General features: G+C 58.6%; 14 protein-coding genes. 13 read left to right on the forward strand and 1 reads right to left on the reverse strand.

Features of this window, described 5'->3' with window-relative positions; all coding sequences use genetic code 11:
* The first annotated feature begins 193 nt into the window (after nucleotides 1-193).
* The 13 genes from ACIREA_RS07975 (at nucleotide 194) to ACIREA_RS08035 (ending at nucleotide 19,911) form a co-directional block, all read left to right on the forward strand.
* A complete protein-coding gene (locus ACIREA_RS07975) occupies nucleotides 194-1,072 on the forward strand; it encodes an SGNH/GDSL hydrolase family protein (protein ID WP_397381730.1) in 879 nt (292 codons plus the stop codon).
* A gap of 2 nt (nucleotides 1,073-1,074) precedes the next feature.
* Nucleotides 1,075-1,845, forward strand: coding sequence for a hypothetical protein (locus ACIREA_RS07980; RefSeq protein WP_397381731.1), 771 nt, complete (start codon nucleotides 1,075-1,077; stop codon nucleotides 1,843-1,845).
* A gap of 6 nt (nucleotides 1,846-1,851) precedes the next feature.
* Nucleotides 1,852-2,607, forward strand: a complete 756-nt coding sequence (locus ACIREA_RS07985; RefSeq protein ID WP_397381732.1) for a polysaccharide deacetylase family protein — start codon at nucleotides 1,852-1,854, stop codon at nucleotides 2,605-2,607.
* A 52-nt stretch (nucleotides 2,608-2,659) separates the two neighbouring features.
* The gene (locus ACIREA_RS07990; RefSeq protein ID WP_397381733.1) at nucleotides 2,660-5,173 is read left to right on the forward strand and encodes a DUF4838 domain-containing protein; all 2,514 of its coding nucleotides are present in this window, start codon (nucleotides 2,660-2,662) and stop codon (nucleotides 5,171-5,173) included.
* A gap of 33 nt (nucleotides 5,174-5,206) precedes the next feature.
* Nucleotides 5,207-6,070 (forward strand): alpha/beta hydrolase, encoded by an 864-nt coding sequence (locus ACIREA_RS07995; RefSeq protein WP_397381734.1) that lies wholly within the window; start codon nucleotides 5,207-5,209, stop codon nucleotides 6,068-6,070.
* Nucleotides 6,071-6,159: 89 nt separating this feature from the next.
* Nucleotides 6,160-10,314, forward strand: a complete 4,155-nt coding sequence (locus ACIREA_RS08000; RefSeq protein WP_397381735.1) for a PVC-type heme-binding CxxCH protein — start codon at nucleotides 6,160-6,162, stop codon at nucleotides 10,312-10,314.
* Between the two features lie 101 nt (nucleotides 10,315-10,415).
* Nucleotides 10,416-11,801: a neutral/alkaline non-lysosomal ceramidase N-terminal domain-containing protein gene (locus tag ACIREA_RS08005; RefSeq protein ID WP_397381736.1), complete on the forward strand. Its 1,386-nt coding sequence runs from the start codon at nucleotides 10,416-10,418 to the stop codon at nucleotides 11,799-11,801.
* 83 nt (nucleotides 11,802-11,884) lie between these two features.
* Entirely contained in the window at nucleotides 11,885-13,306 is a 1,422-nt protein-coding gene (locus ACIREA_RS08010) for a sulfatase (protein ID WP_397381737.1), read from the forward strand.
* Nucleotides 13,307-13,354: 48 nt separating this feature from the next.
* A complete protein-coding gene (locus ACIREA_RS08015) occupies nucleotides 13,355-14,107 on the forward strand; it encodes a M14 family metallocarboxypeptidase (protein WP_397381738.1) in 753 nt (250 codons plus the stop codon).
* Nucleotides 14,108-14,110: 3 nt separating this feature from the next.
* Complete coding sequence (locus ACIREA_RS08020) at nucleotides 14,111-15,091, forward strand: alpha/beta fold hydrolase (protein ID WP_397381739.1); 981 nt, start codon at nucleotides 14,111-14,113, stop codon at nucleotides 15,089-15,091.
* A 6-nt stretch (nucleotides 15,092-15,097) separates the two neighbouring features.
* Nucleotides 15,098-15,952 carry a hypothetical protein gene (locus ACIREA_RS08025; protein WP_397381740.1) on the forward strand — a complete coding sequence of 285 codons (855 nt, stop codon included), beginning with the start codon at nucleotides 15,098-15,100 and terminating at the stop codon, nucleotides 15,950-15,952.
* A gap of 45 nt (nucleotides 15,953-15,997) precedes the next feature.
* Nucleotides 15,998-18,346, forward strand: a complete 2,349-nt coding sequence (locus tag ACIREA_RS08030) for a hypothetical protein (protein WP_397381741.1) — start codon at nucleotides 15,998-16,000, stop codon at nucleotides 18,344-18,346.
* Nucleotides 18,347-18,402: 56 nt separating this feature from the next.
* Complete coding sequence (locus ACIREA_RS08035) at nucleotides 18,403-19,911, forward strand: sulfatase-like hydrolase/transferase (protein WP_397381742.1); 1,509 nt, start codon at nucleotides 18,403-18,405, stop codon at nucleotides 19,909-19,911.
* A 156-nt stretch (nucleotides 19,912-20,067) separates the two neighbouring features.
* Here the strand turns inward: ACIREA_RS08035 and ACIREA_RS08040 are convergent.
* A partial coding sequence (locus tag ACIREA_RS08040) for an FAD-dependent oxidoreductase (RefSeq protein WP_397381743.1) occupies nucleotides 20,068-20,500 on the reverse strand: 433 nt, incomplete at its 5' end.

Consider the following 20,500-nt stretch of genomic DNA (forward strand, 5'->3'; position numbering starts at 1 on the left):
ACCACCAAGTCCGGAGATGTGGTTCTCGGCGGCGACCAAGACGGATTTGTCCGCGCTTGGGATGTCGCCACAGCGAAGGAAATCGCTGTCTTCAAACCTTGAGTCTCAATCTGAGCATGGAGTGAAACCGGGAGAAAGGATGCTGGCAGCGCTGCGTTAGCCTGTTGTACTCAGCAAGCCATCTCCAACCACCATGCTTTATACTCATATCCGTCTTCTTCCCGTCCTCGCTGCCGCCCTTCTCGTTCCCAACCTAGGCAAGGCAGAAATCGCTGTGAAAAGCGGTGAGAAAATCGCTTTCCTCGGTGACTCCATCACCGCAGGCGGCTGGGGCAGTCCCTCAGGCTATGTGCGGCTGGTGATCGCCGGGTTGGAAGCCAATGGCATCAAAGCCGAACCTGTGCCCGCAGGGATCAGCGGTCATAAATCCGATCAAATGCTCGCACGTCTGGACAAAGACGTTCTGAGCAAAAAGCCACAATGGATGACACTCAGCTGCGGCGTGAACGACGTCTGGCACGGACCACGTGGCGTGCCCCTCGATGATGCCATGGCGAAGAGCGGCACCTACGATGACAAGGTTTCCACCCGCGGCACCTACAAGAAGAACATCACCGCGATCATCGACCAGGCGCAGGCCGCAGGTGTGAAGCCTGTCATGCTCACGGCGACCGTGATTCAGGAAAATCTCGACAGCAAAGAGAACGGCCTGATTGCACCTTACAATGCCTTCCTCCGTGAACTCGCGAAAGATAAGAAAATCCCGCTCGCAGATCTGAACGCAATTTTTCAGGAGCGCATCAAGGCCGAGAACAAGCCAAACGTGAAAGTGCTCACCAGCGATGGCGTCCACATGAATGTGGAAGGCAACAAGCTCATGGCCGTCGGCGTGTTGCAGGCTCTCGGTCTCAATGCCGCTGAACTCGACAAAGCCAAAGCCTCCTGGCCGCCGCTTGAAGCCGCTGGCATCATGGCGGCGCAAAAAGCCGCTGAGGCGAAAGCCAAAGCTGCCGCTGAAAAGAAAGCCAAGGAAGCAGCCGACAAGGCCAAAGGCGTGAAAGCACCGAAGTAAGCATGAAGGCATTTCTTTTCACCACCCTGCTGCTGGCCCCTCTGTCAGCCTTTCAAGCCGCCGATACTGCCGCATCCCGTGATGACGCCGCATGGCTGCGTGAAAAAGGCCAGATGATCTTCCATGACGCCTTCGAGCGTGAAGAGGACGGGAATCTCGCCAAAGCCATCGGCAATGGCTGGAACAGCGCCACGGCAGACCGTGTGCCGCAGATCAAGATGGCTGATCTTGATGACGGCATCCTGAAAATCGCCAGTGCCTCCAAAGAGGCGGGACATGCCGCACACATTCATCACGAGGCTGGATTCACCGACGGCGGCGCGGTGGTCCGCTTTCGTTTCCCCGGCCTCTCCAAAAGTGAATCACTTCAGCTTGGCTACGTGGACCGCGAATTGAAAGGCGTTCACGCCGGGCATCTCTGCTACGGCATTCTGAGTCAGAGCAGCATCACGCTGATCGATCACAAAACCGGCGTCATGAATCTGGAGGTCAAAAAGAAGCGCGATGACTACCTGGCCCGCAAAGAAAAGCTGCCCGCTGACTTCGAAGCCATGCTCAACTCCAAGAAGGTCGTCGTCCCATGGAAGGCCGATCACGAATGGCATGAACTCGTCCTCGTCACCGAAGGCGATGAAATGCGCCTCAGCCTCGATGGCAAAGTGCTCGCCAGTCATCACTCGGAAGGCTACGCCCATCCGATGAAACGCTGGTTCAGCTTCCTGGTGCCGAACACTGTATGGATCGACGACGTGAAAATTTGGAAAGTGAAGTGATCCACCATGAAGCCCGTCCACATGGCCATCGCTGCACTCCTGCTCACCGTCACGTTTGCCTGGCGCTCCATCGCCGTCGAACCCGCCACAGAGCGTCTGGTGGTGCTTACCTTTGACGACTCCGTGGCTAGCCACGCCACCTTCGTGGCGCCGCTGCTCAAAAAGCATGGATTCGGAGCGACCTTCTTCATCACCGAGGGCTTCGAGTTCCTCGTGGACAAGGAGCACTACATGACCTGGGAGCAGATTCAGGCACTGAACGCAGAAGGATTCGAGATCGGCAACCACACCCGGAAACACGCCGGTGTGGCCAAGCAAAAGCCGGAGCAACTGGCGGCGGATGTCGAATACATCGAGCAACAGTGCGTAAAATACAGCATCCCAAAACCCGTGAGCTTTTGTTATCCCGGTTATCAAACCAGCGAGCCTGCGGTGAAGTTCCTGCGCGAGCGCGGTTACCAGTTTGCGCGCGCTGGAGGGGCGCAGGCCTTTGATCCCACCAAAGATGATCCGCTCACCCTGCCACAGGCCTTCGATGGCAAGCCCGACAGTACGCTGGAGCAGTTCAAGGCCGCCGTGGCGCAGGCGCGAGATGGCAAAATTGCCGTGATGACCTTCCACGGCGTGCCCGACATCAAACATCCATGGGTCAACACAGACCCGGCAAAGTTTGAGAGCTACATGCAGCACCTCAAAGCCGAAGGCTGCAAGGTGATCGCCCTGCGCGATGTCGCCAAAGTCGCTCAGTCGCGCCGCAATTGAATGCGAGATTGACCGTAGAAGCGTCCTCCCAGCGCGTTGATGGAGTCGCTTCATGAAACGCCTGCGCCATTTTCTCTTTGCCTCAGCACTCCTGCCCATCGCAGCCACAGCTGCTGAGTCTTTTCTCGTCAAAGACGGCCAACCCCTCGCGGAAATCGTCATCGCCGACAAACCCGCGCGTACAGTGAAGATCGCCGCGAATGATCTGCAAACCTACGTGGAGAAGATCAGCGGTGCCAAATTGCCCATCGTCACCACACCCGCCGGTGGTCTGGTGGTTGAAATTTATCTCGGCAAAAGCCCGCACACAGACAAACTCGGCATAACCGATGAAGGTTTGAAACATGGGGCTTTTCGCATGATTTCTGGTGACAAGCACCTCGTTCTTCTGGGCCGCGACCGCGACTTCGTTCCCCATGAGCCATGGCCGCGCTTCGCCAAGGACAATGAGCGCGTGCTGAAAGAGTGGGATGCACTGACAGGCGAAAAGTGGGGCATGGACACCAATTTGATCCAGCTCTACAAACAGCAGAACAAGGAGCTGGACGTATGGGAGCAGGATGAGCGCGGCTCTCTCAATGCGGTGCATGAATTCCTTCGCAGCCTCGGTGTGCGTTGGTACCTGCCCGGCGAAATCGGTGAGATCGTCCCAATGCACGCCAGCATTTTGCTGCCCGTGGTGGACAAGACAGTGCGCCCTGACTTTCCACTGCGCTATCCGTATCAATACGGCAAACGCTTCAGTGGAAAAAGCGAGGAGGCACTGTGGCAGCTCCGACTCGGTCTGAACCAGGCTCCGGACCTCATCGGCCAGGGTTACATCGCTCACGGCACCAACTACGTGCACATGCGCCCGGAGGTCATGCAAGCCCACCCGGAGTATTACACTCTGGTAAATGGCAAACGCGATATGGCGGACCGTGGCAAGCCCTGCCTCTCCTCCCCCGGCCTCATGGAGCAGAATGTGAAATACGTGCGCGCCATGTTCGACAAGATGGACATGCCCGTCGTCTCCGTCATGCCTGCGGACGGTTACACCGCCATGTGCGAATGCGATTTGTGCAAAGGCAAAGAAACACCGGAGCGCGGTGGCTTTGGCCGCTTCTCTGACTACGGCTGGGCCTACATGAACGGCGTCGCTCAGGAGCTCATGAAGACGCACCCGGACCGCAAGATCATCTGCATGGCCTACGGTGCCAACGTGCTGCCTCCTCTGAAAATCGAAAAGCTCAGCCCAAACATCGTCGTATGTGTGGCGCAGAGCCGCTCCTCCTTTCAGGAAAAGGAAAAGCGCGAGTGGATGGCCGACCTGCGCCGCGACTGGCTGGCGAAAATCCCTGCGGGAGGTGCGCAGTTCTGCGACTACGATTACTATCTTCACCCCCGCGAGGAGCGCGCCTTCGCCTTCATCCCGGTCTACTTTCCCCACGCCATAGCGGAGGATCTGCGCGCGCTCAAAGGCAAATCACTCGGCGACTACATCGAGGTATATCGCGCGAAGGACCTGGATGCATTCGGCGTGAACGCACTCAACCTCTACGTGACCACACGCCTGTGGTGGGACTCCAGCCTGGATGTAGATTCCATGATCAATGAATACTGCGCAGACATGTACGGTCCGGCGCAGGAGGAGATGAAGGCCTTCATATCCCATGGCGAAGCCTCATGGATGGACATGCTAAGCTCTCCAGAAAGCATCACGCAAACTTTTGCACTGCTGGCCAAGGCACAGGCAAAAGCACCGTCAGGTTCACTCTATGCGAAACGCATTGCCCTCATCGCAGACTACATCCAGCCGATGATCGCAAAACGCGATCAGATGCTTCGCAGTGCCGGTCGTGAAAATGCGCGTGCCGTGCGAGTCAGTGACCGTGATGGATCCAAGATCAAAATCGACGGTCGCCTTGACGAAGAAGTGTGGAAAAAACTCTCCGGTTATCAGCAGGGCGATCTCCTGGACTGCACCACCGGCAAGCCAGCGCGCGACAAAAGCCGCATGGGCTTCTTCTGGCACGACAACTCCCTCTATTTCAGCATCCGCTGTGACGACCGCGATCTCAAAAATTTGAACATCACCGGCAGTCAGCGGGATGATCCGGACATCCTTGATGGTGATCATGTGCAGCTACTCATCGAGACACAGTCCCATGCGTTTTATCGGATCGCCGTGAACCCCAAGGGCTTGGTACTGGATGTGGATCACGCTGGCGCTCCGAAGGCTGCATGGTCCGCTGGCGCGGAGATCGCCGCTTTTCAGGGCGAGGGATTTTGGAGTGTCGAGATCCGCCTGCCCGTGGCCGGAGACATGCAGGCCGCCGTGGATGCACTCAACGGCGTCTCCGGCCGAAAACCGGCTGGCACCTATCCCTGGTTCTTCAACATCACACGTCAGCGCGTGCGCGGCACCACCACCGAGCGCTTCGCCTTTTCACCCACGGAAAAGACAGACTTTCTGGATCCTGCCAAGTTTGGACGCATGGGCGGCTATCTGCCCCGCGGAACAGCGTGGGAGGACGAGAAGAAGAAACGCCTGGATGCAAAAGGCGCTGACGTGAAACAAGAGTGAGATCACGGACGATCCTTATCAATTCCTCCCACTATGAAACATCTTCTGTCACTCCTCATCGCCTGCATGCTCGTATCGTCCTTGCAGGCCCAGAACATCAAACGCGACATTCCCTATGTCGAAAACGGTCATGCACGCCACGCGCTCGACATTTACGCCCCTGCCAATGCGAAGAATTTGCCTGTCGTGTTCTGGATCCACGGCGGCGGCTGGACGCAGGGAGACAAAACTCATGTGAAGCTCAAACCCCAGTGGTTCATGGACAAAGGCTTTGTGTTTGTCTCCACCAATTACCGCCTGCTGCCCGAAGTGGACATGGGCACGCTCATCCGTGATGTCGCCAAATCCTTCGGCTGGATGGAGAAACACATCGCTGAATACGGCGGCGATCCCAAACGTGTTCTCGTTGGCGGTCACTCGGCCGGCGCCCAGCTCGCGGCGATCATTTGCACGGATGACCGATACTTGAAGGCAGAAGGAGCCGCGTTCGACTCCCTCATCGGCTGCGTCCCGGTGGACGGCGACACCTACGATGTGCCCGCCATCATCGAGACGGCAGAAACACGCCTCCGCGTCCACCATTTGCCACCTCGGGTAAATGGCCACCGCGAAAAGTTTGGAGGCACTCCGGAAAAGCATATCGACTTTTCCGCGGTCACCCATGTGGCCAAAGGCAAAGGCATCCCGCCATTCCTCATCTTGCACGTGTCCGCTCATCCAGACACAAGCGCGCAGGCCGCCCGCCTTGGCAATGCTCTGAAGGAGGCCGGAGTGCCGACCACCGTCTTCGGTGCCAAAGACACCAGTCACGTGAAACTCAACGACGACCTCGGCTTGCCCGACGATCCCGCAACCAAGGCCCTGGATACATTCGTGACTGGAGTGCTCAAGAAGTGACCTTCGTGTCCGATTCGGACAAAATCATGTCTGTATCATGCTGACGCCGGTGGTTGTATAAGCAGGGTTCCCAACCCGCTCCAACCGCCATGAAATCTCTCTGCGTTCTCCTGTTCGCCACGCTGCCGCTTTGCGCTGAATCGATTTTTGACGGCAAGACACTCGAACATTGGTCCGGCAAGGCAGAGCACTGGCGGGTGGAGGATGGCGCGATCACCGGTGAGATTCCGGCAAATCAGCAGCTCAAAGGCAACGAGTGGATTTTCTGGAACGGCGAGGTGCATGACTTCGATCTTACCATCGAGTTCCGCATCACCGGTGGTCCCAGTGCAAACTCCGGCATCCAGTATCGCTGCCAGCAGAGCCCGGAAGGCCATGCGAGCGGTTATCAGGCCGATCTCGATCAAGGCGCGGTATGGCTGGGCCGCATCTACGACGAGCATGGTCGTGCGTTGCTGGTGGAGCGCGGTTCACGCGTGAGCATCGCGCCGGACGGCCGCCGTTGGGCGGACGTGTTTGCAGAGCCGAAGAGCTTGGCTGGCGTGATCAAAGCCAACGACTGGAACAAGTACCAGATCACCGCCACCGCATCCCATGTCGAGGTGCGAGTGAATGACGTGCTCATGAGCGTGCTCGATGACCACGAGGCCAAAGCCGCCGAGTGGAGCGGCAAGATTGCCTTCCAGCTCCACAGCGGCCCAGGCCCGGCCAAGGTGCAGTTCCGCAACATCCAGCTCACCCATCTCGGCAAAACAGCGATGCCACAGCGCAGTGATTCGAGCACTCCTGTCCAAACTGTCAGCACCACCGAATTCCCCTCCATCCCACCACCCGCCGAACTCAACCTCGGCTTTGAAACCGGCACCCTCGCAGGCTGGAAAGCCGAAGGCGATGCCTTTGAAAAACAACCCATCGAAGGTGACACCGTCACGATCCGCAAACGCGGCAATTCCCAGCACGCAGGCAAGTTCTGGATTGGCGGCTATGAGCGCAGTGGAGACAAAGGCACCGGCACTCTCACCTCCACGAGTTTCGTCGCTACTCATCCCTGGGCCAGCTTTCTTCTCGGAGCCGCAGCCGATGCAAACACAGAGCGCGTCGAGATCGTCGAGGAAGCCACCGGCAAAGTCATCCAAAGCAGCAGCGCCATCCAGCAGGAGAATATGAAGCGCGTCGCCGTGAATCTGGAAGGCGTGGCCGGCAAACGCATCTTCATCCGCATCGTCGATCAATCCAAATCTGGCTGGGGCCATGTGAACTTCGACGATTTCGTCTTCCACGATCAAAAGCCGACTTTCGCGGCTGCAGCTTTGAGCATCAGCAATGACCTCACCAAGCGTGGCGATGAAAGCCCCGTCCTCTGGCACCTGCTGCCGAATCCGGCAAAACCAACGAGTGTGAAAAACGAAGCAGCCCAGAAACTCGTCGCAGGCATGAAATTGCAGGACGGCTTTCAAGTCGAGCTGATCGCCGCCGAGACCGACGTGCGCCAGCCCATCGCCTTCTGCTTCGATGAACGCGGCCGCATGTGGGTGGCAGAGGCCTTCAGTTATCCAAACCGCCAGCCGGAAGGGCAGGGGAAAGATCGCATCAGCATCTTCGAAGACACCGATGGCAATGGCACATTCGAAACCAAAAAAGTCTTCTGCGAAGGCCTGAACCTCGTCAGCGGCATCGAAGTCGGTTTCGGCGGCGTGTGGGTCGGCGCTGCACCCAATTTGTTGTTCATTCCGAAAGATGCGAACGACGCAGCCGGCAAACCGCAGGTGCTTCTGGACGGCTGGGGCTACCAGGACACCCACGAAACCCTCAACAGCTTCATCTGGGGCCCCGACGGCTGGCTCTATGGCAATCAAGGCGTCTTCACCCAGTCACTCATCGGCAAACCCGGCACCGCGGACGACCAGCGCACCACCCTGAATGCCGGTGTCTGGCGTTATCATCCGGTGCGGCATGAATTCGAAATCTTCTGCCACGGCGGCAGCAATCAGTGGGGCCTCGACTACAACAGCAACGGCCACTTCTTCATGACGCACTGCCGCAGTTTCTGGGGCAAAGGCGGCACCACAAATGCCATCCGCAACGGCCACTTCTGGAATCAGGGAAACAGCAAATACGCCCCCTTCATCTCCGCCACCGCACCGGACTTCGCGCCCGACCTCCAAAACTACCTCCCAGCCTCAGCTCGTTACGACAGCGGTGAAGGCGGCGCAGGCAAACCCGGCACCACCGCCGTCTATGGCGGCCACTCGCACGTCGGCACCCTGATCTATAACGGTGACAACTGGCCCGCCATCTATCGCGATCACCTCTTCACCCACAATCTCCACGGCCATCAGATCAATCAGCAGCACATGGTCCGCACCGGCAGCGGCTATGAGACCTTCCACGCCGGCTACGATCTCCTTTACACCCCCGCACCCGACTACATTCCCGTCGATCTCCAAACCGGCCCCGACGGTGCCGTCTATGTCATCGACTGGACCGACACCCAGCACTGCCACAATCCCGAAGACGAAAAATGGGACCGCACCAACGGTCGCATCTACCGCATCTCCTGGAAGGAGACGTACAAGCCGGGGAAGGTAGATTTGGGGAAGATGAGTGATGATCAGCTTCTCAAATTGCAAACGAGCATCAGCGACTGGCATGCAAGAACAGCCCGAAAACTCATTCAAGAGCGTCCCGTGCCATTTGATGCGGTTGCCAATGGAGTGACCATGATTTCACAGCGCGACAACAAGCCTGAACTTACATTGAGACTCATGTGGCTGCTTCATGCCGCGAAAGCCCTTGATCAGCGGCAATTGAATTTATTGACCAACTATGAGCATGACATCATCCGCTCCTGGGCCATCCAGCTCGCCACTGAAGAACCCGGCAAACCCAAGGTCACCTCCGCCACCCTGCTCAAGCTCGCTCAAACCGACCCCTCACCCACCGTCCGCCTCGCCTTGGCTTCAGCCTTGCCAAAACTGGACACCAAGACCATCTGGAAAGTCGCCTCCGCACTCGCCATGCACGGCGAAGACAAAGATGACCGCTTCCTGCCCAAAATGATCTGGTTCGGCCTCGCCCGAGTCATCGCAGAAGACTGGCCCCGCGGCCTCGCCCTCGCAGCAAAAACGCCACTCCCATCCCTCGCCGATTCCATCCGCTGGTTCGCCGCCACGACCCCCGCAGGCCGCGAAGCTCTGGTCCCCACGATCCAGACCGAGCGTGATCTCAAAATCCTCGCCTTCGGCATGAAGGACGAAGCCAAAGCCGTCATGCCAAAAGCCTGGCCGCAACTACAGGCCAAATTTCCCGGCGCCACCGCAGATCAACTCTCCGCCCTCTTTGGTGACAAAGCAGTGCTCGCCAAAATGCGCAACATTCTGGCCGATGCCACACAGCCTCTCCCCCAACGCCGCAGCGCTTTCGATCTGCTGAAGCGTGTCAGCGATAAAGAGGCCACACCCATCTTCGCCAAACTGCTCGATCAACCCGACTTCACCAGCGCGGTCATCCCGCTTCTCTCTCGCTCCACCGATCCCTCAACAGCTACAGCTCTGATGGCCCGCTTCACCAAGCTCAATGACACCGACCGCAGCGCTGCCTTGGGAACCCTTACCAGCCGCCCCGAACTTGCCCTGCCACTCCTCGCTGCCGTGAAGGCAGGCACGTTTGACAAGAAGCACCTCAGCTCGTTGCAAATTCGCCAGATGCGCAATTTGAACGACACCGAGGTCAACACCCTCCTCGATGCCACCTGGGGCAAAGTAAACGACTCCAGCGAAGCCGCCAAAGCCAGCATCGCCAAAATGAAGAAGGCCTATCAATCCGCACCCCTCTGGGCCTTCAACGCCAAGTCGGGCGAGGAAACCTTCAAGCAGGTCTGCGCTGTGTGCCATGCCATGGGCGGCGTCGGCGGCAAGCTCGGCCCCGATCTCGCCGGGTCATGGCGCAACGGCCTCGATTACTTCCTCGAAAACATCATCGACCCCAATGCCGTCGTCGGTGATAACTTCCAGCTCCACGTCCTCACCAAGAAAGACGGCAGCGTCATCTCCGGCGTCATCGAGCAGGAAACGGACACAGCCATCACCGCCCGCACTGTTACCGAGTTCGTCATCATCTCCAAATCCGATCTCAAAGACCGCCAGAAGATGCCCGTGTCCCTCATGCCCCCCGGCCTTCTCGAATCCATGCCCGAGCGCAAGGCCCTGGAGCTGCTCAAATATCTGCTGAGCAAGCGGGAGTAGTGGCTCAGCCAAGGCCTCCCCTGGCTTCATCAGAAGTGAATCAAGGTCATTCAAAAATCGGATTGGCATATCCCGACTCGTCGGCGCGTATGACTCCGATCATGAAACCGCTTTTCCCGATCCTGGCCTTCGCGTTTGCATTCGTTCTACAGACCTCGGCACAGACGCCAGAATGGAAAGCGGCAGCCGCCAAGACGATCATCACACCGACAGAGCCGATGTATCTCGCCGGATTCGCGAACCGTGAGGTTCCTGCAGAGGGGACAGCGATGGAACTCCATGCGAAGGCTCTGGCGCTTCAGGACGCGCAGGGCGAGCGCTTCGTGATGGTCACGCTAGATCTGGTGGAGGTGACAGCTCAGCTCCGAGAGGCCGTGGCGGAGGCGGTGAAGGTCAGGTTTGGTCTTCCTGAGAAGGCGCTGTTGTTGAACTGCTCGCACACGCATTGCGGTCCGGAGCTGCGTTACACGGAGCTGGAATTCATGAGCTTCACCGATCCTCTTCGCAAGGAGCGCTGCCTGCGCTACAACGCATGGCTGAAGGACAGGATCATCGGCATCATCGGCGAGGCCTTGCAGCAGGTGGAACCGGCGACGGTCAGTTATGGCCATGCGCGTTGCGGTTTTGCGATGAACCGCAGGCTCAAGAGTGACAAGCCGGCGGGCGATCCCTACTTAAACAGCCCGAATCCCGAGGGCGTGGTGGATCATGATGTGCCGGTGCTTACGGTTCAAACGGCGGCTGGCAAGCTGAGTGCCATCGTGTTTGGCTACGCCTGCCACAACACTTCGATGAGCATCAAGCAATGGCACGGTGACTATGCAGGTCATGCGCAGCAGTTGATCGAGGAGGCACATCCAGGCACCATCGCATTGTTCATGATGGGCTGCGGTGGTGATCAGAACGCGTATCCACGTTTCAGTCCGGTCTTCAGCCTCCGCCACGGGCAAAGCCTCGCCACGGCGGTGGAGGCGGCGTTGGATGCAAAGCCGAAACCGATCCATGGCCCGCTGCGCATTGACTGGCAGACGACGCGGCTTGATTATCAGTCGATTCCGACGGCGAAGCAGATCGAAAAACGGCTGAACACGGGTGAAGGCTATGAAAAAGGCTACGAGGTCTATCAGCGCAAGTGGGATGAAAAGCGATTGTATGCGATCAAGAACACCGGACTGCGCGACCACTACGACTACCCGCTTCAGGTGGTGCACTTCGGTCATGATCTGACCTTCGTGGCGCTCAGCGGTGAGACTTGTGTGGATTATTCCTTGCGCCTGAAGCACGAGTTCAAGGGGCCCGGAGCATTGTGGGTCGCAGGCTACAGCAACGACATCCTCGCCTACATTCCGAGCAGACGCGTACTGTTGGAAGGCGGCTATGAGGCCTTTCGTTCGCTCATGTACTGGTCCAACCCGCTGCATCCAGAGAAGTTTGCGGACACACTTGAGGAGCGTATCATCTCCAAGGCGCAGAAAATGATGCAATAAAGGTTCGCGTCAGGGGGGATGAGCCGGAGCTTGATAAAAATACTTTCTTGCGTCGGAGCGGAATTATTCGTCATGCTGTGCGCATGATCCGTTTTCTTTGCCTTTTCAGCCTCTGCTTGGTCGCCACCCTCCATGCCGAGGAAAAGCGCCCCAACATCCTCTGGCTCATTGCCGAGGATTTCGGCCCGCATCTCGGCTGCTACGGCACCAAGGAGGTCTCCTCACCAGTGCTCGACGCTCTGGCGGCAAAGGGCATGCGCTTCACCCGCTACTACGCCACCGCCCCTGTCTGCTCCGCCAGCCGCTCGGCCTTCAACACCGGCATGTATCAGACCACCATCGGCGCACACAATCACCGCTCCCATCGCGATGACGGCTTCACTCTACCCGAAGGCGTGAAGGTGATCAGCGAGCGCATGCGCGAGGCCGGCTACTTCACTGCTAACGTGAAGGAGCTTCCACCCGAAGCCGGATTCAAAGGCAGCGGCAAGACCGATTGGAATTTCCAAGAACCCACCAAGTCCTTCGACTCATCCAACTGGGATGACCTCAAGCAGCATCAGCCCTTCTACGCGCAGCTCAATTTTCAGGAGACCCACCGCACCTTCCACGGTCCACCCCATGCAGACCCTGCCAAGGTGGAGATCCCGCCCTATTACCCTGACCACGAAGTCACCCGCAAAGACATGGCGCAGTATCTTGATGCTGCCACCGAGCTGGATCGCAAGATCGGCAAAGTGATGGAACTCCTTCAACGCGACGGCCTCATGGAAAACACCATTATCTGCTTCCTTGGCGATCATGGCGCTGCACACGTTCGCGCCAAGCAGTTCTGCTACGAGGAAGGTCTTAACACACCGCTCATCATGAGCTGGCCCTCCGGTATCACTGCGCCCACTGGCTACGAGGCAGGCAAAGTCAGCGACCGCCTCCTCATGTCCATCGATCTCACCGCCACATCGCTCTCATGGGCCGGCATAGCGAAACCGCAGGGCATGCAGGGACAGGTCTTCATGGGCACCCACGCGGAAGCACCACGCGAGTATGTCTTCGGTGCCCGGGATCGCTGTGACATGACGGTCTTCCGTTTCCGCACCGTGCGGGACGCACGCTACCGCTACATCCGGAACTTCACCCCGGACCGTCCCTTCCTCCAACACAACGCCTACAAGGAAAAGCAGTATCCGGTCTGGAATCTGATCAAAGAACTCGCCGCTCAGGACAAGCTGACACCGGCGCAGACCGTGCTGGCCGCCCCGACAATGCCGGAGGAAGAGCTCTACGATTTGCAGGCGGACCCCTTTGAGATCAACAACCTCGCAAAATCCAACCTGCCAGAGCACCTGTCCGCACGCGAGCGCTTGAGTTCGGTGCTCAATGCATGGATCGAGCAGACGCACGATCAGGGGCGGATTCCCGAGCCGGAAGAGGTGGCAAGAAACGAAGGCCGCACCAAAGAGGCACCCCCGGCAAAGCAGGGGAAGGGAAAGAAGAAAAAGGGATGAACGGCGAATTCAGAATGACGAATGAGCAGGATCAGCCATTCTCAAGCTGTGAAGTTGCTCCCTAACCATCGTGCGCATGACGCACAGCATCTCATCCAGCGCTGGCGCGTGCTCGCGCGCACCGCTGGCTGCCGAGTCAAAATTTTGTGCAAGGTGGGTGATATGCCCGTGATCGTGCTCGAATCTGCGTCAGCACAGTCAGGAGAGCCTGCGGTCTATCTTTCCACCGGAGTCCATGGCGATGAAGCGGGTTCAGCCTGGGGCCTGCTCACCTGGGCCGAGAAGCACGTGAACGAATTGAAACGCGGATCTTTCTTGATCGCCCCTTGTCTCAATCCGGTGGGACTCACGCTCAATACTCGGGCGGATCATCGCGTTTTGGACATCAATCGTCGCTTTCACGATGCGTCAGATGAGATCTGCGGCCCCTGGCAGCAGTGGATCACTGGGCACGCGATGCGTTTTGGACTCTGCCTGCATGAGGATTACGACGGACAGGGAATCTACCTCTATGAACTCAATCACGCACGGCAAACGGTGGGTCATGAAATCATCGAGCGCTGCGCTCGTGTAATAGCACCTGATCCGCGAAAAAACATCGATGGTCAGCGGGCAAACCGTGGTGTGATACGGCGTCGCACGCTTCCGACGCATCTGCCCGGAATGCCAGAAGCCATTGAACTCCATGTGCGCGGCTGTCCCGTGACGCTGACATTTGAATCACCTTCGGAGTTTGATTTCGATACTCGGGTGCGGGTGCAGGTGAAATTCGTGGAGTCAGCACTGGCGGTCCTAGATTAAACGATGAACACCACGCTCCTCCAGTGCCTGCTTGTGCTGATGGTGATCACCGTCTTGTCCGGGTGTGCCTCGGTGAAAAAAATAGCCGCAGGTCGCGGTGTGCTCTGCGCCGAGGACTGGGTGAGCTACGATGGCAAAACCATGCCGTGGAAATCGTGGTCGGTGCCTGCCGGTGTCACACCACGCGGAGTGGTGATCACCATTCACGGCTTGAGCGGCGCAAAGTCGGATTTCTGGTATCTGGGCGAACAACTGCCACTGCAGGGTTATGCGGTCTATGCGTACGATTTGCGCGGGCAGGGGAATGATCCTGTGGTGGCTGAGCGTGGCGACATTTCGAAAGCCAGTGCCTGGCAGCGTGATCTGGCGACGTTTCACGCGCTCGTAAAGCGCAGGCATCCCAAGACACCGGTGTTTTGGTATGGAGAGAGCCTGGGCAGCCTCATTGCCCTGCACACAGCGGCGGATCTGCTCGGAAATTGGTCTGATCCCGATGGGATCATCCTCGCATCTCCGGTGGCCGGGTTGCGCACGACTTTGAGCGGTTTCAAGCGTTTCCTGCTCGACACGGCAGCCAAGCTCACTCCGCGCTCACGATACACGCTCGGCGAACTGGCAGGCGTGGATGAGTCGAAGATTAAAGTTACTTCGAACTCCACCCATGGAGGTCAGATGGCGGTCACGCCCCACCACGTCAGCGCCTTCTCGTTGCGCCTGCTCTCAATCATTGGCGGCATGCTGGATGCAAACACTGAATCAGCCCATCGTTTGAAAATGCCGGTGCTCTTTGTTGCATCACCGAATGATGTGCTGTCTTCGGCAGATCAGATCCAGGCCCTGTTTGCCCAGATCCGCAGCAGGGATAAAAAACTGCTCTGGTACACGCGTTCCTACCATCTGCTGCTCCATGATGTGCAGCATGAAGAGGTGGTGAAAGATGTGACACACTGGTTGAACCGCCAGGTAGACGCCATCCACCGCTGAACTGCCATGACACTCGAACACGCCATCCAGGAGGCCTTGAGCCGCAGCGAACTCCCGCTGAAAGCTGCGGAGATCGTCAAGCTCGTGAAGCCAGCGGTCGGGCGGGCAGCCACTCCCAAAGCCGTGGCCGCAGTCTTGGAAGCATTGTCGGCCTCGGGCGCGTTGAACTGCATTGCCGCAGGCACTCGCAGCAAGCCCCTGCCTCTCTATACGCCCCACAGCTTGGAAACTGCTACTGAAGCGTTCTTGAAACACTGGGTGCATGCGGCCGGCAAAGAGCAGCAGGTCGTGAAGTTGAAAGCCAAACTCTCGGCCGGACTGCAGCCTTGCTTTGAGCCAGCGCTGGACCGTCTCGTCGCCGCCGGCGCTGCCTTTGTGCTCCCGGGGGCCAATCCGCTGGTATTTGCTCACAAACCGCAGCCTTCCGCACTGCTGGATGCCACGCTGAGGCGTTCCTTGCAGAAAGTCCTCCTGAGGGTGAATGCCGTCCGCACGTCACCTGCCAGCTTGGATGATCTGATCGCGTGGCTGGACGCGGCGCCGTCCGCACCACCCGTCGAAACCATCTGCGCTCCAGAAGCGGCCGATCTGCGCGCTTGGTATGATCTTGACCGCATCCGCTCTTCCTCGGTCATGATCCCCATCCCCCAGACCTTCGCCCGTTATCAGGCCTGGGCGGCAGAACGCGGAGGGGTGGCTGATAGTCAAGTTTTACGAAATTTGATTGAGACGCTTTACATCAATGGGCACCTCCTGCTAGAACCTTGCGAAAGGCCGCAAGACCTCCCGGATCATGAACGTGCCCTGCTTGTTCCAATGTCCCTCGGCCCGCCCGGTTACTCCTGGTGCTGGATTTCCTGATCCAGCTCCACTTTTTTTCTGAATCCTAAACTCACTCCCCAGACCATGCCCTCCTATGCTGACCTGAATCCCTTCATGTCCACCAGTGTGGGTGAAAACGATCTGTGGAATGCAGCCTCCTTCCTGGATGTGCCCTACATTCACTCCGTCCCGTTTGGCGCATTGCGCATCGCGGTGGATCAGGTGCGGGCTCAGCACCGCAGCCAGGTCCGTTTTGTGCGCGGTGCTGGCGGCTCGGGCAAATCACACCTCTTTGCGCGGCTTCGGCGTGAGTGTGCAGACAGTATTTTTTATGCCTATGCGCCCAATCCGCCGCTGCAGCCGGAGGCATTGGAAAATTTCATCCTCACGCGCTTCGTCGGCAGTCTGCGTCATCCAGCACGCAGCAAGGAGGGCAAAGAGGCGCCTTATAGCCAGTTGCGTCTCCTCGCCTATGCGCTGCTCAAACCGGTGGTGGAGCAGGATTTCACCTTTCCTGAATTACACGAAGCCTGGGCGGGGATCAGCCTCGAGACCCGCAAGGAGATGATCCATCAGGCGGTGCAGCTTCTGGAAGCCGAACATCCGATGGTTCCCCGCAGCGTCCTGCGCTGCCTGCTCAATGTGCTGCGTGATGACAAGGAACACCTCGCTGCCCAGTGGCTTTCCGGTGCTGCCTACCTCACAGAAAACGAGCTTAAATACCTCGGTGTTCCAGAGCCGCTGGCACGCTCGGAGATGGCTGTCGTCATCCAGCTTTTTGGCAAACTGGCCTCTCAGGCGGGCTCGCCCGTGGTCTTGGTCCTCGACCAGCTCGACCTCGTCGTCACCCAGCCCCAGCTTGATGAAATGCAGCGGCTTCTCTTTGCACTGATCGATCAAAGTGAAAACTGGGTCGTGCTCATCGGTCTCGTGGTGGAACGTTTCGCCGCCTGGGACGTTGCACTTTCTCAGGCCCTTCGCGGGCGTGTCGGTGTTCCCGATTCGAATGCTCCTTTGGGCTTCCGTCTGCCAGTTGTCGACATGCTGCCGATCGCCAATGAGCAGAAGCGCCTCCTGCTCAATTGCCGTCTCGAAACTCCCGCTCTCATGGAGCAGCGTCAAAAAGACGGCATCACCTCAGCCATTCATCCGCTGCTGGAAGAAGACGTCGCCCGGCTCACCGCCGGTGGTGCTATCTTCCCGCGTCATCTCCTGGCCGCAGCCGCCGAAGTCTATGCCATGCGCACCACGCAGTCGGCACTGCCACCCGAAATCGTTGCCGTAGTTGCTGCGCAGCCAGAGCTCCCTCCGGTGCCTTCGCTGCCAGTCGCTGCCCCAGTGATCCCTGTGGCCGCTGCTGTGATCGAGGCTCCAAAAGAGGCCCCCGCAGTCGCGGCCATACCAGTGCCGGCAGCGCCGCAGCCAACAGCTCTGCCTCCCCCTGCCGCCGTCCTGGCAGTCTCCAAGACAAGTCTCGCGGAGAAAGTGGATGCTCTCCTCCTTCAGGCCGTGGCGGCAGCCAAGGCGGAAACCATTTCACCCAGCGCCATCGACCTTGGTGAACGGACACGCGATCTGATCGAACTCATGGTGGCTCCGCCAGTCACGATCAGCGAAGGCGACATTCGCAAGACCTACGACAATTTCGACGGCTCCGACCGCTGGTTCGAATGGGGTGGCAGCCGGGTGCGCATCGTCACCAGCGATTCCATGCGCGGCAGCTTCATCGCCGTGCTGGAGCGGATCAAGGAAGCCACAGGCGACACGCTGCTGCTGCGCAATGACATCGCTCCAGTTTCCGGCCAGCTCACCATGGAACTGCTCAACGCCTTCAAGGCGAAAAACACCTTCCATCACATTCCGGCGGCTGAAGCGGCCATCTTGGCAGCGCTCGGAAGCATGCTCGCCGCCCAGCGCGAAGGCTCCTACGATCAGTTCGCCACCGAACCGCCTGCAACGAAGGACAACGTGCTCGCAGCCCTGCGCTCACACCCGCTGCTGCGTGAGCTCAGGTTCTGGGACATGATTCAAAAGATGCATGCGCCGAAGCAGACTAAGCCAGGGCCGCCGCAGTCTTCCGTGCTTTCATCCATCATTCGGCCGTCGGCCTTGCCCGTGGTCAAACCACCGGTCATTCCCGTTGCTACGCCTCCGGTAGGGCTGGGGACCATCCCACCGACAGTACAGGCTTCTAACCCTCCAGTTATGCCGCCAGTCGTTTCAGAGCTGAAGCCGACTGCAGTGCCGGCTGGCAAGTCTCCGCCTCCTCCTCCCTTCACTGGCGCGACGAAACCTCTCGCCAGGCCGCCGTCGGCACCGGTCTCGAAACCCATGGCTAAACCACCGGCCCCGCCCATGATGAAGCCTCCCACGGCAGTGGCCCGCCCGCCTGCAGCCAAGCTGCCTCCTCCATCACAAGGAACAGCCGCCTAGCAAATTCGAAAGCTTTGCGGCTACAAAGCCATGGTGTGTGACGTTTATCGCGCATCATGCAAGCCTTTGTCACCCTCCTGCTCTGCACCTTCGCGTTTCACGTTTTCGCGGCGGAGGCGAAACGCCCAAACATCCTCTTCATCTACGCCGATGACCAGTCCACAAAAACCGTGGGCTGCTACCCCGGCTCATGGCCTTGGGTAAAGACACCCAACATTGATGCGCTGGCGAAAAACGGCGTGCGCTTTCATGCCGCCTATCTTGGCTCCTGGTGCATGCCCTCGCGCGCCACCATGCTCACTGGCCGCTTCCCTCACGGTATCGAGTCCATGTCCATGGAGGGCAAATACCCCGGCAGCACCTATGATCCCAAGCAATGCCCTTTCATTCCCGCAGAAATGCGCAAGCAGGGCTATCACACCGCACAGATAGGCAAATGGCACACCGGCACCGATACCGGCTGGGGCCGCGACTGGGATCATCAGATCGTCTGGAACCGCCCGCTGCATCCCGAAAACGCCGGCGCATACTACGAGACGCAAATCATGAGTGTCGATGGCAAGGAGCAGACCATCGAAGGCTATCCTGCTGACAACTACACCCAGTGGTCACTCGACTACATTCGTGGCAAAAACCGCGATGCGGCAAAGCCTTGGTACCTCTGGGTATGCTACGGCAGCGTCCACGGCCCGTCCATCCCAGCCAAACGCCACAAAGGCAGCTACAAGGATGCCGAAGTCCCGGTGCCCGCCGACATCTTCCCGCCCCGCGAAGGCAAACCCGATTACCTCAATAAAAAGCAGGCATGGACGAAAGGCCCCGACGGTCATCCCATGGCTGGAAAGGGAGGCGAAGCCTTTGGCGAGAGCAAGAAAGGCAAGCGCTTTGATGACTGGGTGCGCCAGGTCAATGAATGCGTGCCCGCCATCGATGAAGGCGTCGGCCAGCTCATTGCCGCACTCAAGGAGTCCGGTCAGTATGACAACACCCTCATCATCTACACCGCCGATCAAGGCTTCTCCATGGGCGAGCACGGCTTCCGCACCAAGCTCGCGCCTTATGACGCGAACTACCGCTCGCCGCTCATCTTCAGCATGCCCTCACGCTTCCCCATCGGCAAAGTGTGCAACGCCTCTGTCAACGCCCCCGACCTCGCCGCCACCTTCCTCTCCATCACCGGCGTGAAAGTGCCCTGGCAGACCCATGGCCGCGATCTCATGCCCCTGCTTGAAAAGCCAGACACTGCATGGCCGAGCCCCTGCTACTACGAACACATGGGCAACGAATACGGTGCCAAAGTCAGCCAGACCATCCTCACCGGCGCGGAGCAGAAGAATGATCAGGGCGCACCCTTGTACAGCGCCGTCGTGCAGGATCAGTTCAAGCTCATCCACTACCTCGATGGCAGGTCCGGCGAAGAACTCTACGATCTAAAAAACGACCCCGAAGAATTGAAAAACCTCATCGGCGAAGCCTCCCACGCAGACCGCATCACCCAGCTCCGCACCGCCATGAAAGCCGAACTCAAACGCACCGAGGCAGGCTTCACTGACTTCGTAAAGTAACGCATGGCACAAAGCGAAATGTAGGATGGGTGTGGCGACAGCCCGCCCGTCTGTCAGCGCGTCGCATTCAACATGACTCGCTACCAAGTCCAGTAAAGTAGCCCTGTTCCTGCGGAACAGAAAGCCCCACCTCATCGAGAGCCTTCCCAAGTAACATCACTCAGCTCTCAAAACTGCACCCTGCTCCATTAGCAGCGTCTGCATCTCCGTTACCGGCACCTTGCGCAATTCCACGCTCTGCTGGATCGCCAGATGCGCCGCCACACCAGCCGCCTGCCCCAGCGCCATCCACGTCGGCTCCAGCCGAATGCTGGAAAACGCCACATGCGTCGTGCTGGCAGGCACCGGCACAATGAGCCCGTCGATCCTCTTCGGAATCATGATCCGATACGGAATCTGATACGGCCGCGTGATCTTCTTCAGCATGCCCAGGTAGCCCTCCAGCACCACCGTGTCCCCCGGTTGCCGCTTCTGCATCGGAAAGCTGTCGATGGGAAACTCCCCCACCGCGATGGCATCAGGATGATTTCGCTCAGAAGTTAGCCCTGGCTGTTCGGTGATGTTCCTCTCACTCAGAGTGAACTCACCC

Source organism: Prosthecobacter sp. (assembly GCF_044373815.1).
Taxonomy (GTDB): domain Bacteria; phylum Verrucomicrobiota; class Verrucomicrobiia; order Verrucomicrobiales; family Verrucomicrobiaceae; genus Prosthecobacter.

Excerpts from the sequence above, each read along its gene's own strand:
- ACIREA_RS07975 (WP_397381730.1), top strand. The coding sequence starts at position 194 with ATGCTTTATACTCATATCCGTCTTCTTCCCGTCCTCGCTGCCGCCCTT.
- ACIREA_RS07980 (WP_397381731.1), top strand. The coding sequence starts at position 1,075 with ATGAAGGCATTTCTTTTCACCACCCTGCTGCTGGCCCCTCTGTCAGCC.
- ACIREA_RS07985 (WP_397381732.1), top strand. The coding sequence starts at position 1,852 with ATGAAGCCCGTCCACATGGCCATCGCTGCACTCCTGCTCACCGTCACG.
- ACIREA_RS07990 (WP_397381733.1), top strand. The coding sequence starts at position 2,660 with ATGAAACGCCTGCGCCATTTTCTCTTTGCCTCAGCACTCCTGCCCATC.
- ACIREA_RS07995 (WP_397381734.1), top strand. The coding sequence starts at position 5,207 with ATGAAACATCTTCTGTCACTCCTCATCGCCTGCATGCTCGTATCGTCC.
- ACIREA_RS08000 (WP_397381735.1), top strand. The coding sequence starts at position 6,160 with ATGAAATCTCTCTGCGTTCTCCTGTTCGCCACGCTGCCGCTTTGCGCT.
- ACIREA_RS08005 (WP_397381736.1), top strand. The coding sequence starts at position 10,416 with ATGAAACCGCTTTTCCCGATCCTGGCCTTCGCGTTTGCATTCGTTCTA.
- ACIREA_RS08010 (WP_397381737.1), top strand. The coding sequence starts at position 11,885 with ATGATCCGTTTTCTTTGCCTTTTCAGCCTCTGCTTGGTCGCCACCCTC.
- ACIREA_RS08020 (WP_397381739.1), top strand. The coding sequence starts at position 14,111 with ATGAACACCACGCTCCTCCAGTGCCTGCTTGTGCTGATGGTGATCACC.
- ACIREA_RS08025 (WP_397381740.1), top strand. The coding sequence starts at position 15,098 with ATGACACTCGAACACGCCATCCAGGAGGCCTTGAGCCGCAGCGAACTC.
- ACIREA_RS08030 (WP_397381741.1), top strand. The coding sequence starts at position 15,998 with ATGCCCTCCTATGCTGACCTGAATCCCTTCATGTCCACCAGTGTGGGT.
- ACIREA_RS08035 (WP_397381742.1), top strand. The coding sequence starts at position 18,403 with ATGCAAGCCTTTGTCACCCTCCTGCTCTGCACCTTCGCGTTTCACGTT.